We start from the raw sequence: 14,408 nt of genomic DNA on the forward strand, positions 1-14,408 counted from the left end.
TCGCCCACGATTGAGATTAAAGCGGCCGTCTTGACGGCCGCTTCTTTTTATGTTCCCTATCCGTTCTATTCAATCATAGATTGTCCAGGAGACCTTTCGTGATGAATAGTATGCGTGGTGAGAACCAGCCGACCCAGCTCGTAATCCATAATGACGACGACACCCCAGACCAGTTCTTGATGGATTTGCTCCGTCAGGTTTTCGGCAAATCGGAGCGCGAAGCGACCGCGCTGATCACTCGGATCGAGCAGAAGGAAAGAGCAGTTTGCGGGCCTTACCCGCAATCGGTCGCGGAAGCCCTTTTCAAATCCGCGCAACAATCCATCGGCCTGGCCGGCCACAAACTGCAGGTCACGCTCGAGGCGATCAAGACCCCTTGCGAACTCTGCGGCAAGCCCGAGGGACAGACGGATGTTCGGATCGGCAACCGCACGATCTGGCTGTGCAGCGAATGCATCCGTGCGGCCGATGAGCCCGCAAGCGAACAAGAAGAGAATTTCGACTTTGGTTGCGACGTCCTTGACTGGCACTTTGCCGGCACCGCGCGCAGCAAACTCGTGACCACGATCCGCCAATTTCCCGGCCACATGCGGGTCGATGTCCAGGCCGCGATCGACCGTCTCTTCGGGAAAGCCATCCGGTTGTTCGGGCTGAACGAGGAGCAGCGCTACGAAACGCTGTCGATTTCGCGACTCCTCAAGAGCGGCCGATATGCGGTCGCGATTGCCCCGCTGCAATATTCCGACGTCGACGTCGGCGAGAAGAGCCCGGTCAAGTGTCTGGATAACGGACTGTGGCTATGTGAGCAGGATCATCTCCGCTATGCGGTCTTGCTCTGCGCACACCGCGAATACAGTCGCGAGCCGGGAATTCGGATCGAGATCCTGGTGCCATCGGGCTCGGCAGGTGCGGCCTTGGTCCAGCAATGTTTCAGCGAGTTGGAAGAAGCCGTCCAGGCCGCACGGACCTATCGCGGCAAGATCCTGTCGCTCGATGCCGACTCCGACTATCGCGGGCGCTCGCGCGGCATCACCGTGCATCGATTACCGCAGGTCGCGCGCAACGATGTGATCCTGCCTGAGCAGACCCTGCGGCTGCTCGATCGCAATGTGCTGACCTTCGTCGGCACCCGCGATCAATTGCGCCGGCTTGGCCAGTCGACGCGCAAGGGCATCCTGCTGTATGGGCCACCGGGCACCGGCAAGACCCACACGATCCGCTATCTCGCGACACATTTGCCCGGTCATACGACGCTGATCATCACCGCGGAGCAGATCGGTCTGCTCGGCGCCTATATATGAGCCTCGCGCGGCTGCTGCAGCCGTCGATGGTGGTGATCGAGGACGTCGATCTCATCGCCCGCGACCGCGACGACATGGGGCCGTGCGAGGAATCCATGCTGAACAAGCTGCTCAACGAGATGGACGGACTGAAGGAGGACGCAGACATCCTGTTCGTCCTGACCACCAACCGGCCGGAGGATCTCGAAGGCGCCCTTGCGGGCCGCCCCGGCCGCATCGACCAGGCGATCGAAGTGCCGCTCCCCGACGAGCCTGGCCGCGGCAAGCTGGTCCGGCTCTACGGCAAGGGACTGCCGCTCGACGATGCGGTCATCACTGAGGCGGCACGCCGCAGCGAGGGCACGAGCTGCGCGTTCATCAAGGAGTTGATGCGGCGGCTGGCGCAGGCGAGCCTGGCGCGCGACGGCGGCAACTCGGTGACGTCAGCCGATATCGACGAAGCCCTCGACGACATGCTGTTCTCTGGCGGTCGGCTCAATGCGCAATTGCTCGGTGGCGCACAGGCGATGGCGGCGGGGTAAATTTACTGCCATCGCGCCCTGATCGCATTGTCCCTACCGTGCGCAGCTGAAGCTCGCCGCCGCCGTCACCGGACCGCTCTTGTAGTGCGGCCAACCCGGCCAGCGGCACAACGGCATCGCGCGCGTCACCGCGAATGACGGTGCCTCGACCTTCTGCTCGGTGACTTCGAGATCGCCGGGCGCCGTTCCCTTCTCGACCCAGTCGACCAGCGCGGTCAGCATGTCGACATTGGCGGGTGCGCCGGAGCCGACATGGTCGACGCCGGGCGCGGTGTAGAGCCGCGCGAACTCGGCGGTCTCGGCCTTGCCGAGCTTGCGCTCGACACTCTCGAAATAGCGGATGCCGGCATAGGGGCTTTGCGCGTAGTCCGCCATGTGCTCGAGCATGATCAGCCGGCCGCCGCGGGCGCGGAACCGGCTGAGATCGGGATCGGTCGAATCCATCAGGCTCGACACTTCGAGCAGCCGCGCCTTGTGGTCCTCAACCTTGTAGGTGGTGACGTCGAGCTTGGGGTCGCGCGCGAAAACGTATTGAATCCCGCCGGCACCATAGATCCAGGCGATGCCGTTGTTGGGCGCAGGCGGCTGCGCCGGCGGCGCGGCGCCGAGCCACCACGCCATCCAGCCGCCGGTCGGCCCGATCGCCGGCGTGTCCTCGCCCGACACGCCCCAGCCCGGATAGTCGTCGAGACCATTGGCGAGCGTGAACGGGAATTTGTAGGTGGCATGAAGCGTGTCGACCGCCTTGATCTGCGCGTCGGTGAGGCACTGATCGCTGCTCTTGCCGTCGGCGCAACGCAACGTCTCGACCTTGAACGCCGCCTTGCAAGCGACGGGGTCCTGCACCAGCGCATCGTCGGATCCATCCGCCTTGTCGCAGGCCGCTCGCACGGCATCGCCCACGAGCTTGACCTGCGCCGGATTGATCCAGCCCTCGCCCATGGTGACGAGGCCGGAGCGCGTGCCCGCATGCTGCAGGCCGACCCAGTTGATGACGGGCACGCGCGCAAAGATCCCGTCGAAATCGTCGGGGTAGCGCTGCGCCATGGTCAGGCCTTCGCGGCCGCCTTCGGACGAGCCCATGAAGTACATCTTGTCCGGCTTCTTGCCGTAGGCTTGCTGCATCACCACGACCGCGGCGTCGCGCACCTTCTTGTAGGCACGATAGGCAAAATTCTCGAACGCTTCGTCGTTGAGCGCGAACAGCTGTGGCGGCTCGCCCGGCTTGGATTCATGTCCCGAATCTGTGCCATAGGTAACAAAACCGCGCGCAAGTGGCGACGGCTTGTCGAAGGGATAGGCCGGCGGCAAACCGAGGCCGGTGATCAGCACGCCGTTGAAGCCGCCGCCGCCATATTGCACCGAGCGCCCGTTCCATTCGACGGGCAGATTGACCTGGAATTTGACCGGCGGCGCCTTGGGATCGACAGGCTCGATATGGCCGAGCACCTTGCAGAAGACGGGATTGGCCGGCGTGACGCGCCCCGACGGCGTCGGTCCGCGCTCGGCGACAGCGAGCTGAGACGCTGTCTGCAACGTCGCGGCGTCGATCTTGACGGAATCGGTACCGCCGGCGAGACCTTTGCAGACGGTATCCGCGTCCTCTGCCAGCGTTGCCGCGAACGCGCCGGTCGCGCTCAGCACTGCTGCCGTCCCCACCAGCCATGCGCACAGTCTTGCCCTAATGAGCGTCATCGTTTCCACCCGGCTTTCTCGGTTTTTACGTTCTGCAGTTGGCCGCATTCAAAGCGACCTTCACGGGCGCGTCAATTCATTGACATTTGTATCCAGGTTAGAACGATCCCAGCGCACTACCCAGCGCAATCACGACCACCAGCGCCAGCAGCGACGTCACGATGCCCACCATCACGATGTCCAGATAGCTGTCGCGATGGGTCAGGCCGCAGATCGCGAGCAGGCTGACCACCGCACCATTGTGCGGCAGGATGTCCAGCGTCCCCGAGCCGATCACCGCCACGCGGTGCATCAGCGCGAGGTCGATGCCGGTGCGCGCGGCGAGCTCGACATAGGTCTGGCCGAGCGCGTCCAGCGCAATGGTCAGGCCGCCCGACGCCGAGCCGGTCAGCGCCGCCAGGATGTTGGTCGCGACCGCGAGCGAGACCAGCGGACCGCCTTCGATCGCGAGTACCCATTCGCGCACCAGCGCGAACGCAGGCAGCGAAGCAACGACCGCACCGAATCCAACAAGGCTCGCGACGCTGAACGCCGGCAGCACCGACGCATTGGCGCCGGCATCCATGGTCTGCCGCAATGCCGGCAGCCGCGCCCAGTTCAGCGCGATGGTCGTGAGGATCGCCGCGGTCAAGGCGACCGCGACCGACCACACGCCCGCGACGGCGGCGAGCGACGTCTCGCCAAAGCGTTGCTCGGCGAGATAGGCGACGTCGAGCCGCGGCAGCACCACGAGGGACATCACGAGGTTGACGGCCACGACGACGATAAGCGGCAGGACGGCACTCAGGACCGGTGACGGCTGATCGGTGCGATGACCGTGCTGCATTTCCGCCGGATCGAACTCCCGTGCCGTCGTCGCGCGTTCACGCACGAGCTCGTCGGCGGCGGCGCGCTCGGTCACATCCTCGACGTCATCGCCGTAGCCTTCCCCGGCACGGCGAGCCTTGGCTTCGGCGCGATGCAGCCACCACAATCCCGTGCTTAGCATGATGAGAGAGGCGATGATGCCGAGGCCCGGCGCGGCAAAGGGCGTCGTCCCGAAGAACGGCATCGGGATCGCATTCTGGATCGACGGCGTGCCGGGCAAGGCCGACATGGTGAAGGTCGACGTCCCCAACACGATCGCAGCCGGAATCAGCCGGCGCGGAATCGCGGCGGCACGAAACAGCGAACGTGCCATCGGGACGATGACGAAGAACGCGACGAACAGGCTGACGCCGCCATAGGTGACCAGCGCGCCGGCCAGCACGACCGCGAGGATCACGCGGCGCTCGCCGAGACGCTTGGCCATGAAGACGGCGACCGACGTCACCGCGCCGCTGTCGTCCATCAATTTGCCGAAGACGGCGCCGAGCAGGAAGATCGGGAAGAACTGCGCCAGAAATCCCGCGGCATTCACCATGAAAACCTGTGTCAGATTCGCCAGCAGCGGCTCGCCGCCAAACAGCGCAGCAACGAGCGCGGCAACCGGCGCGAGCAGCAGCACGCTCCAGCCGCGAAAGGCAAACAGGACGAGCAGGCCGAGCCCGACGAACAGGCCAAGAAGCCCCATGCCTCAGCACTCCGCCAGGAGGACATCGAGATCGGCGGTCGATTGCCGGCCGATATCCGCACCGTGTTCGGCGAGGAACGCCTCCGCCGCCGTGCGGCCCTCGGCGCGTAGCATCGAGACGAATTCCCATTCCGCATTGAGTTTCGACGATGACCCGAATTTCGCCAGCATGTCGCTCTTGACGCGATGTGTCCGCATTTTCGCCCAGCGCGCGCCCTCGCCGCTGCCGGGATCGGCGGCCTGGCGCAGCAGCGCGATCATGCGCAGCTCCTTCATCAGCGGTGAGTTGAAGGAGATCTCGTTGAGACGGTTGAGGATCTCCGCGGCCGTCCGCGGCTCCTCCAGCCGCTCGGTCGGATTGATCTGGACGAGGATGGTGTCGTGCGCGTCGCTCTCGCGGACCAGCGGCGTGATGGTCGGGTTGCCGGCATAACCGCCGTCCCAATAGGGCTCGCCATCGATCTCGATCGCGCGGAACATGGTCGGCAGGCAGGCCGACGCCAGCAGCACGTCCGCCGTGATCTCGGCGTTGCGGAAGATCCGGCCGCGGCCGGTGCGCACCCGCGTCGCGGTGATGAAGAGCTGGATCGGCGAGCGCGCGAGCCGCTCGAAATCGATGCTCTCGGCCAGCACTGCGCGCAACGGATTGTAACCGGTCGGATTGAGATCGTAGGGCGACAGCACCCGCGACATCAGGTCGGTCAGGATGTAGAAGGGCGACGTATCGAGCGTCCAGCGCCCCATCAACCGGTCGAGCGGCGAACGCTGCAGCGGGCTGAAGGCTGCGGCCTTCGAAACGCGGCGCCAATATTGTTCCAGCGCATCACGCGCGCCTTCGGCTCCGCCGGCCGTCCAGCCATCCGCGAGCACCGCCGCGTTCATCGCGCCTGCGGAGGTTCCGGAGATCGCGGCGATCGTCAGCCACTTTTCCTCCAGCAGGCGGTCGAGCACACCCCAGGAGAAGGCGCCATGCGAACCGCCGCCCTGAAGCGCGAGATCAATCAGTACGGCGTCCCGTTCCATGGCGGACACTCACACAACTGAAGCTCAAATTCGACGCGATTTATCGTACGCCGAAGACGACGGCAGTCTAGAGAGCTTAGGCCGCGTAATGCAACCGGAACGTGACGGCTCTAGACTCTAGTTTTGACGCGTTTTCTTTACGCGAACCGGTGTCCACTTCGCTCGAAAACGCTCTAGTGCTCGAATATCAGCCTCGCGCCGACCGTGCCTTCGAGCGCGCGGATCTGCGTCAGCAGCGCACCCGAATCCTGACCGCCGAGATCGGCGTCCAGCACGACGTAGCCGAGGTCGCCGGCGGTCTCCAGATATTGCGCGGCGATGTTGATGTCGCGCTGGAGGAACACCTCGTTCAGCCGGCGCAGCATGCCCGGCACGTTGCGATGGACGTGGCTGAAACGCACGCCGGAGGGACGCAAATGCAGCTGCACCTCCGGGAAATTCACCGCGCCCATCGTCGATCCCGTGATGAAATAGTCGACCAGCTTGCGCGCGACCTCGCCGCCGATGCGCTCCTGCGCCTCTTCGGTCGAGCCGCCGACATGCGGCGTGAGGATGACGTTGCCGAGGCCCTGCATCGGGCTCTTGAAGCGCTCCGCGTTCGAGGACGGCTCGACCGGAAACACGTCAATGGCGGCACCGGCGATGTGGCCGTCACGCAGCGCGCCTGCGAGCGCATCGAGATCGACCACGGTGCCGCGGCTATTGTTGATCAGGAACGAGCCCGGCTTCATCGCCCGCAGCTCGTTCTCGCCGATCATGCCGGCGGTCTCCGGCGTCTCCGGCACATGCAGGCTGACGACGTCGCTCTGCGCCAGCAGCTCTTCCAGCTTGTCGACCGGCTCGGTGTTGCCATGGCGAAGCTTGTCGGTGCGATCGTAATAGATCACCCGCATGCCCATGGCTTCGGCCAGCGTCGAGAGCTGCGAGCCGATATTGCCGTAGCCGATGATGCCAAGCGTGCGGCCGCGCACCTCGCGGCTGCCGGTCGCGGATTTGTCCCAGCCACCGTCATGGGCCGACACCGAGCGCGGAAAGATCTGCCGCAGCAGCATCACGATCTCGCCGATCACGAGCTCGGCGACGCTGCGCGTGTTGGAGAACGGCGCGTTGAACACGGGAATGCCGCGCTTGCGCGCTGCCAGCAGGTCGACCTGGTTGGTGCCGACACTGAAGCAGCCGACCGCGAGCAGCCCGTCGGCGGCCTCCAGCACCTCGTCGGTGATCTGGGTGCGCGAGCGGATACCGAGCAGCGAGACACCCTTGAGCGCCTGGCGCAGCGCCTCGCCATCCAGCGCCTTGGTCAGGCGCTCGACATTGGTGAAGCCCGCGCTCCTGAACAGATCCACAGCGCTGTCGTTGACACCTTCAAGCAGCAGCGCCTTCGCGCTCCGCTCAGGGCTTTGGCCTGGGGCTGGCATAGAATCTCCATGAATGGCGGCTTTGCCGCAGCTCATAAACCGCGGACGACGCACAGCACAATAGGGTTTGGATATGGGATTTCGCTTCGCTCCGTCCAGATCACGCCCTAAAAGCATACCGAACCGGCCGGAAAATACGCCTGATGCGACCGTACAACTCCGGTGGATCAACCCGGCCGCTTCAGATCACATAGAACCCGTGCGTGCCATCACGGCGGAGCTGGTCGACGAGGCCGTATTCCCAGTCGAGATAAGCTTGCATCGCGCGCTCGGCGATGTCGGTTCCTTCATAGGGGCGACGGTAGCGATGCGCCGGATCTGGCTTCGGCAGCACCAGCGGCGGGCTGACCTCGAGCGTGCCGGCATAGCCGCCTTCGAGCACATAGACCTCCCAGCCCATCTGCGCGAGCCAGGACGCCGTGATGTCGGCGCGCACGCCCTTGTCGTCGGTCAGGAGGATGCGCGCACCGCGCACCGGCGCGGCCATGTCGGTCTCCTGCACGAGCTGGCCGCCGGGATAGTGGCGGAAGCCCGGGATATGACCGGCCGCATATTCCTCCGCGTCGCGCACGTCGAAGCGATAGAGCGTGCGGCTGGTCTCACCGACCAGCGCCGACATCTCGTTCGCGCCGATATGGCGGACACCGGCGTGATAGGCGACGTCGCGAGCATTGGCCGGTCCGCCCTCGAACGATCCGATCGCGCCACGCCGGTCAGCCCCATGAGCCAGCGTGTGACGCGCCAGCGTCCAGCCGATCGTGCCGTTGCGCAGCGCCCGCACCTTGTTGGGCACACCGGCGTTGATCAGCGACTGAGTGCCGATGATCGAGCGGGTGCGGCCGGCGCAATTGACGATGATGGTGGTGTCGGGATCGGGCGCAGCCTGGCCGGCGCGCAGCACCAGCTCCGCACCGGGCACGCTGACCGAGCCCGGAATGTTCATGGTCGCATATTCGTCGAACCGACGAACGTCGAGGATGGCGATATTGGCCTTGTCAGCGATCAATTTCGCCACTTCGTCGGCGCTGAATGACGGCGTGTGGCGGCGTGCCTCGACCAGTTCGCCAAACGCCTTGGAATAGGAGTTGACGTCTTCGAACACCTCATAGCCCGCCGCGCGCCAGGCTTTCAGCCCGCCATCGAGCGCACGGACATTGCTGTAGCCGAGTGCCGCGAGCCGTTCGGCACCTGCCGCAACCAGCCCCTCGCCGTCATCGAAGAGCACGACCGGCGCATCCTTGCGCGGCAGCCGCACCGCAGCTTCGATCGCGATCCGGTCCACCGCAATGTTGGCCGCGAACAGCGGATGGCCGGTGGCGAAGGCGGCCTCGTGCCTGAGATCGAGCAGCGCGATCTCCTCGCGCAACAGCAGCGCGCGGCGGATATCGGCGGGGGTGACGGTCGAAAGCTTCATGGCATGAACCTTGGTGGGCAGGCCATGGGCTTGTGAACGATTGCGGCGGACTTGGCTAGCCTTCCCGCCTGATCACTCGCCCGGAACCAACCGCCCGAGCGGCGGCTGCGCCGGACGCCGCAGCTTGCGGCGCGACAGGTACAAGAGCACGCCGGTGATCGCAAACAGCGGCATCAGCGCTGCGGCGATCATGAACGCGAGCTTGCCGGGCCAGCCCAGGACCGCGCCGCGGTGGATGTCGAGCACGCTCGCAATGGCCTTCTCGCCAAGTGTCTTGTCGGCATAGCGCTCCGCCGAGACGACCTGGCCGGTGATGGCATCGATGCGGAACTCATCGCGCATGGAGTCGAGCGTGGAGTCCTTCGGCCACGACCGGATCCGCATCACCGTGCCCGGGCCGGCAGGAAGCGTCAGCTGAGCCCTGGCGACACCGCCGCTCTCCTCATGCTGGAGGGCCGACCACGCGCGATCGAACCCGACCGTTTGAGCCGGTTCGGGACGGCCGGGTGGACGCGATTGCTTCGGCTGCATCTTCGCCGCCGCCACATGCGGGCGCGACAGCAGCCAGACCACGCCGTCCTTGTACCAGTCAAACGAGTACCAGAGCCCGGTCAGGGTCATCACGAGATAGACCGGCAGGACCCAGGTGCCGATGACGGCGTGCAGTGAGCGATGCAGGCCGCGGCCACTGAGCCCGAGATTCGGCTTCAGCCACATCTTCACGCTGCTTGCCCGGCGCGGCCAGCGCAGCACGAGACCCGAGATCAGCATCACGATCAGGCCCAGCGCAGCAACACCGGTGATCTGACGCCCCCAGCCCTTGGCATCGCCGGGGATGAGCAGCCAGCGATGCAGCCTGCGCACCGTTGCGAAGAAGTCCTCGCCGCGGGGGACACCAAGCACGTGGCCGTCATAAGGATCGACATAGAGCGAGGACGGCCGCACGCCCTGCTCATCGCGGGCAAAGCGGACATGCACGGCCGCCGACGGATCGCTCGACAGCATGATGGCGGTAACCTTGCCGGAATCCGGCACCGCCTTCAGCCGCGCCACCAGCTCATCCGGCAGCAGCGCCGGCGTCGTCCGTGGCACGACCTGCATGATGCCGGCATTCAGCTGGTCGACGATCTCGTCCTCAAAGCTCATGATCACGCCGGTCAGCGCAATCAGGGACAACAGCAGCGCGAGCACGAGGCCGGCAATGGAATGGACCTGGAGCAGCGCCGCCTTGATTGTGGGCCCGAGCCTACTCACCGAAGCCCGCCTTCTTGATGAGCGCGATGGCGGCTTGCTGGGCCCGGCCGATCTCGTCGATCTGCAGCGCATCGGCCGTGAACGAGCCCATTTCGGCAACGATCGGCGCGCGCTCCGCCGTGGCCAGCACGGGATGTTCGAGCTCGGCGGCTGCAAACATCCGCTGCGCCGGCGGCGTGACCAGGAACTCCATGAATTTCTGCGCGCCGGCGAAGTGCGGCGCATGTTTCGCGATGGCCGCACCGGTAAGGTTCACATGCGTACCGCCGCCCTTGAAAGCGGTCGGAACCGCCGTGACCGCCATCGCCCAGGCGCGCCAGTCGGCTCCTTCCCGTCCGTCCCGCAATTGCGCCAATGCCACGGTGTTGCCGATACCGATCTCGCACGTCCCTCGCGCGATCTCGCGGATCACATCATTGTCCTTGCCATCAGGCTTGTGGGCGAGATTGGCCTTCAGACCGGCGAGCCAGGCCTCGGTCGCTGCTTCGCCATGATGAGCGAGATAGGCGGCGACAAGCGCGACATTGTTCTGATGCAGCAGCGAACGCATGCAGAGCTTTCCACGCCATTGCGAACCCGCGAGGTCTTCATAGTCGATCGCCGTGATTGCACTGTCGTTGCGCGCCATCACCACGCGCGGGCGGAGCGCAAGCGCGATCCACTGCGAACCACTCCCGCGAAGATTGGCCGGAACGGCTTGTTCGAGACGCGGCGACGTGAAAGCCCGTGTCCGGCCGCCCGTGGCAAGCTGGGTGGTCTTATCCAGTCCGATCGTCAGCAGCACGTCGGCGGGCGATGCCTCGCCTTCCGACGCCAGGCGCTTGACGAGATTGTCCTCGACGAAGACGATTTTGACGTTGATGCCGCTCGTTTCCGTGAAGGCCGTGGCAACAGGCGCAACCAGGGCAGCCTCCCTGGTCGAATACAGCGTGATCTCCTCGGCGCGACTCGCACCCGTGGCCACAAGGCAGGCAGACGCCAACGCGATCAGGACCGCAATGGCTTTGCGCCGCATCGCCATCGCTAGAACTTCACCGTGGCCGACAGCGAAATGCGTCGCCCATCCCCCATCGCAACGGCCAGGCCGCTGCCGGTGGTGGAGGTGTAGTAGACCTTGTCGAACAGGTTCTTGACGTTGAACTGATAGGTCACCGGCACTTTGTCGATTTTGGTGTCGTATGTCGCAAAGATGTCGGCGACGGTGTAGGCCGGCATAAAGAATGTGTTGGCGGAGTCGCCCGGCCGGTCGCCGACATAGTGCGCGCCGCCGCCGAGCCGCAGACGTCCGGGCAGCCGATCGCCGAAATCGTAGACCAGATAGAGCGACGCCGTGTTCATCGCGGCGTTCAATAGTTTTGCGTTGCCCACGGTGGGGTCGTTGATCAGCCGGGCGTCGGTATAGCCATAGCTGCCGATCATGCTCCATTCGTCTGTCAGCTTGCCGGTGACGTCCAATTCGACACCGCGCGACCGGGCAGCGCCGGAGGCACGCGCGGCAGACTTGCCGCCGCCGATGTCATCCAGCACCAGCACGTTCTTCTTCTGGATATCGTAGACCGCTAATGTGCCCGACAGCCGCTTATTGACATCGAACTTCAGGCCGGTCTCCCACTGCGTTCCCTCTTCGGGCGCAATAGTGGAGTCTACGACGAAGCCGGTCGTGAACGCCGCGATGACCGAGGTCGGCTTCAGCGATTGCGTATAGCTTACGTAATACGAGAGTTGATCGTTCAACTTGACGATGATGCCGCCAAGCGGCAGCACCTTATCACCCGACAGATTGGTGTTCGTGATGAAGACAGGCCGGCCTTTTCCGGCGAGCTGCTCGTACTCCATCCAGCGCACGCCGCCGACCACGGACAGCCAGTTGGTCAGATGGAACGTGTCCTGGGCGAAGAACCCGCGAGTGCCGAGCTTGTCGGTCTGCTCGCTGTCGGTTGCCGAGACCGTCGTGCCCGGCGTGACCAATCCGTAGACCGGATTGTAGAAATTGAAGCTCGGGGTCGCCTGGCGGATCAAGTCGTGGCGATCGATCGTGCGATACATCGCCTCGCCGCCGAACAGGATCTCGTTGCGGAAGCCGCCGACCCAGACGTCACCTTGCATATAGGAGGTGCCGTAGCTGGCGTTGCTCAGCGAGTTCTGGGTGCCGTCGTTGCTGCGGGTCTCCACGCCGGTCGTGGCGTTGACACCGGTGATGCGGAGCTGGTTGGCGCTGTAGGTCTCGGTGTTGTAGCTGTACGCTGCCGTGACCTTCCAGTTGTCGTCAAGCTTCTGCTCGACCGAGCCCTGCACCAGGTCGGAGGTGCCCCACATGTTGTTGAAGGGCTCGTCGAGCCGGCGCGTCGCGGGAATGGCCAGCGGGGCGCCGTTGACGAAGGCCGTGCCGCGGTCGAACGGATAGATGAACTCGCGGTGTTCATAGGTGAGCTGGACCGTCGTGGTCTCGCCGTACCAGGCGAGCGACGGGTTCACGAGCATTTCCCGGTGGCGGCCGAAATTGCGCCAATAATCCTCGCTGACGCCATAGCCGATGAAGCGATAGGCCAGACCGCCGTCGCCGATCGGACCGGTGACGTCGAGCGTGCCGTCGGCGCCGTTGCGATTATTGGCGTAGGTCGAGCCGAGCAGCGTGACCGAGCCGTGCTGATAGAGCTCCGGGCGCTTGCTGATCGTGTTGACGACGCCGCCTGGATCCATGATGCCGTAGAGCAGCGAGGCCGGCCCCTTCAGCACCTCCACGCTGTCGACTGCGGCGTTCAGGCTGCGGCCCTGCACCAGCGGCATGCCGTTGCGCATGATCGAGCCGTCACGGTTGTCGCCGAAGCCGCGGCGAATCACGGCGTCCTGGGTGCCGGCGAGCGTGTTGGTCTGGGTGATCCCGCTGATGTTGACCAGCGCATCGTCGATGTTGCGCGGCAGTTGGTCTTTGATGACCTGCGCGGGCACGACGTTGACGGATTGTGAGGTATCGAGCGGCGACGCGCCCGAGCGCAGCGTGCTCGCGCTCGGCATCGCACGATAACCGAGCTTTGCGGCTTGTTGTGCGGCGGCATCAGCCGCGGCGCGTTCGGACGGCGTTGGCGCTGCGGGCGGAGCGGCAGTCGGGCTACGGCGTGCGACTCGCTGTGTGCGTCGTTGGGACTGCTCCGAGGAGCGTGCCTGCTTCGGCCGCTGCGTCGGCGCATCCACGTTCACCGGCGGCAGCGCCGTTTGCGCCTGCGCATCGGTGGTGTCGAAGGGATATCCGGCGAGCAGCACGGCCGCTCCGATGAGAAGGCTGGCGCGGCTCTTGCCGGCGCGATTTCGATGACCACTGACGCGAGGGCCATCCACAGGAGCACGCACTTTCAATTCACTTCCAGGTCACAGCATTGAAGTTCGCGCATCTACCAGCCGCGGCGAATGAAGAGAACATGGCGGCGACTTGAATCGCTCTAGTGTTGAATCGTTCTAAGAGCTGGAACGATCGCGCAATCATGCGGCGCGCGATGCTGTGACGCTTACGTGAGCAGGAACCGGAACGTCGCGATTGGAACGCGCACGAAACGAGCGCATCTGCTCATTGTCGGTGCTGACGACGCGTCATCGACGCGACGCCATGTCGCACGGGCGCTCAGCGACCTCGGCGCTCACCGCTAGCTCGCCCCGCCGCCATCGTTGCGGCCGGAATTTCCGCTCACGTCCTTTTGTTCAGATGAACTGCACAGATTATCTTTACAGATTACCTTCATATATGCCATTCACTCGGCCATGATCAATTCGTCGGACCAACGCCCGTCCGCGCGCGCTGGCGCGCTCGCAGAAGACCTCCGTTCGCTGGTCGGAAAGCTCAAGCGTCGGCTGCGAGAGCAGGCAGGTCCGGAGGATTTGACGCCGTCCCAGGTGTCCATCCTGCTCCGGCTGGAAAAGGATGGCCCCGCCACGGTGTCGAGCCTGGCGCGATCGGAAAAGATGCGCCCGCAATCGATGAGCACCGCGGTCGCCGCTCTGCTGGCGGCAGGCCTGGTCAGTGGCGCCCCCGACCCGGAGGACGGCCGTCAGACCATTCTGTCGCTGACGAAAGCGTGCCGCGACTGGATCCGGGTCGGTCGCGCCGCCCGGCAGGATTGGCTCTCGCGCACCATTTCGACACGGCTGTCCGCGCGGGAGCAGGACGAATTGGCCGCCGCCGTCTCCTTGCTCAAACGGCTCGTCGACGATTGACGCCGCCGCGCTGCCGGAAGGACA

General features: G+C 64.9%; 11 protein-coding genes. 3 read left to right on the forward strand and 8 right to left on the reverse strand.

All coding sequences use genetic code 11. The features are described 5' to 3' along the window. Positions 1 to 101 precede the first annotated feature (101 nt). Both FXB40_RS49960 and FXB40_RS49965 read left to right on the forward strand, forming a co-directional pair. Complete coding sequence (locus tag FXB40_RS49960; protein WP_283812969.1) at positions 102 to 1,301, forward strand: ATP-dependent Clp protease adaptor ClpS; 1,200 nt, start codon at positions 102 to 104, stop codon at positions 1,299 to 1,301. Further along, positions 1,298 to 1,822, forward strand: coding sequence for an AAA family ATPase (locus FXB40_RS49965; protein ID WP_283812964.1), 525 nt, complete (start codon positions 1,298 to 1,300; stop codon positions 1,820 to 1,822). The genes FXB40_RS49960 and FXB40_RS49965 overlap by 4 nt, the downstream gene beginning before the upstream one ends. Before the next feature lie 33 nt (positions 1,823 to 1,855). Here the strand turns inward: FXB40_RS49965 and FXB40_RS30845 are convergent, their stop codons facing one another. The 8 genes from FXB40_RS30845 to FXB40_RS30880 form a co-directional block, all read right to left on the reverse strand. Further along, positions 1,856 to 3,517: a tannase/feruloyl esterase family alpha/beta hydrolase gene (locus FXB40_RS30845; RefSeq protein WP_187437258.1), complete on the reverse strand. Its 1,662-nt coding sequence runs from the start codon at positions 3,515 to 3,517 to the stop codon at positions 1,856 to 1,858. A gap of 97 nt (positions 3,518 to 3,614) precedes the next feature. After that, on the reverse strand, positions 3,615 to 5,069 hold the full coding sequence (locus FXB40_RS30850; RefSeq protein WP_148775885.1) for a GntP family permease: 1,455 nt from the start codon (positions 5,067 to 5,069) through the stop codon (positions 3,615 to 3,617). Positions 5,070 to 5,072: 3 nt separating this feature from the next. Continuing rightward, positions 5,073 to 6,092, reverse strand: a complete 1,020-nt coding sequence (locus FXB40_RS30855; protein ID WP_187437259.1) for a patatin-like phospholipase family protein — start codon at positions 6,090 to 6,092, stop codon at positions 5,073 to 5,075. A gap of 173 nt (positions 6,093 to 6,265) precedes the next feature. Continuing rightward, positions 6,266 to 7,510: a phosphoglycerate dehydrogenase gene (serA, locus tag FXB40_RS30860; RefSeq protein ID WP_187437260.1), complete on the reverse strand. Its 1,245-nt coding sequence runs from the start codon at positions 7,508 to 7,510 to the stop codon at positions 6,266 to 6,268. A 181-nt stretch (positions 7,511 to 7,691) separates the two neighbouring features. Next, positions 7,692 to 8,924 (reverse strand): rhodanese-like domain-containing protein, encoded by a 1,233-nt coding sequence (locus FXB40_RS30865; protein ID WP_148775888.1) that lies wholly within the window; start codon positions 8,922 to 8,924, stop codon positions 7,692 to 7,694. 72 nt (positions 8,925 to 8,996) lie between these two features. Then, a complete protein-coding gene (locus tag FXB40_RS30870; protein WP_246208052.1) occupies positions 8,997 to 10,178 on the reverse strand; it encodes a PepSY-associated TM helix domain-containing protein in 1,182 nt (393 codons plus the stop codon). Beyond that, positions 10,171 to 11,193 carry an extracellular solute-binding protein gene (locus FXB40_RS30875; protein WP_246208053.1) on the reverse strand — a complete coding sequence of 341 codons (1,023 nt, stop codon included), beginning with the start codon at positions 11,191 to 11,193 and terminating at the stop codon, positions 10,171 to 10,173. The genes FXB40_RS30870 and FXB40_RS30875 overlap by 8 nt, the downstream gene beginning before the upstream one ends. 8 nt (positions 11,194 to 11,201) lie before the next feature. Then, positions 11,202 to 13,526: a TonB-dependent siderophore receptor gene (locus FXB40_RS30880; RefSeq protein WP_148775891.1), complete on the reverse strand. Its 2,325-nt coding sequence runs from the start codon at positions 13,524 to 13,526 to the stop codon at positions 11,202 to 11,204. Between the two features lie 405 nt (positions 13,527 to 13,931). Between FXB40_RS30880 and FXB40_RS30885 the strand changes: the two genes are divergently transcribed. Next, positions 13,932 to 14,384 carry a MarR family winged helix-turn-helix transcriptional regulator gene (locus FXB40_RS30885; protein ID WP_148775892.1) on the forward strand — a complete coding sequence of 151 codons (453 nt, stop codon included), beginning with the start codon at positions 13,932 to 13,934 and terminating at the stop codon, positions 14,382 to 14,384. The last annotated feature ends 24 nt before the right edge of the window (positions 14,385 to 14,408 follow it).

The organism is Bradyrhizobium rifense (assembly GCF_008123425.1).
GTDB classification, from domain to species: domain Bacteria; phylum Pseudomonadota; class Alphaproteobacteria; order Rhizobiales; family Xanthobacteraceae; genus Bradyrhizobium; species Bradyrhizobium rifense.

Excerpts from the sequence above, each read along its gene's own strand:
- FXB40_RS49965 (WP_283812964.1), top strand. The coding sequence starts at position 1,298 with ATGAGCCTCGCGCGGCTGCTGCAGCCGTCGATGGTGGTGATCGAGGAC.
- FXB40_RS30865 (WP_148775888.1), bottom strand. The coding sequence starts at position 8,924 with ATGAAGCTTTCGACCGTCACCCCCGCCGATATCCGCCGCGCGCTGCTG.
- FXB40_RS30850 (WP_148775885.1), bottom strand. The coding sequence starts at position 5,069 with ATGGGGCTTCTTGGCCTGTTCGTCGGGCTCGGCCTGCTCGTCCTGTTT.
- FXB40_RS30855 (WP_187437259.1), bottom strand. The coding sequence starts at position 6,092 with ATGGAACGGGACGCCGTACTGATTGATCTCGCGCTTCAGGGCGGCGGT.
- FXB40_RS49960 (WP_283812969.1), top strand. The coding sequence starts at position 102 with ATGAATAGTATGCGTGGTGAGAACCAGCCGACCCAGCTCGTAATCCAT.
- serA (WP_187437260.1), bottom strand. The coding sequence starts at position 7,510 with ATGCCAGCCCCAGGCCAAAGCCCTGAGCGGAGCGCGAAGGCGCTGCTG.
- FXB40_RS30845 (WP_187437258.1), bottom strand. The coding sequence starts at position 3,517 with ATGACGCTCATTAGGGCAAGACTGTGCGCATGGCTGGTGGGGACGGCA.
- FXB40_RS30885 (WP_148775892.1), top strand. The coding sequence starts at position 13,932 with ATGATCAATTCGTCGGACCAACGCCCGTCCGCGCGCGCTGGCGCGCTC.
- FXB40_RS30875 (WP_246208053.1), bottom strand. The coding sequence starts at position 11,193 with ATGCGGCGCAAAGCCATTGCGGTCCTGATCGCGTTGGCGTCTGCCTGC.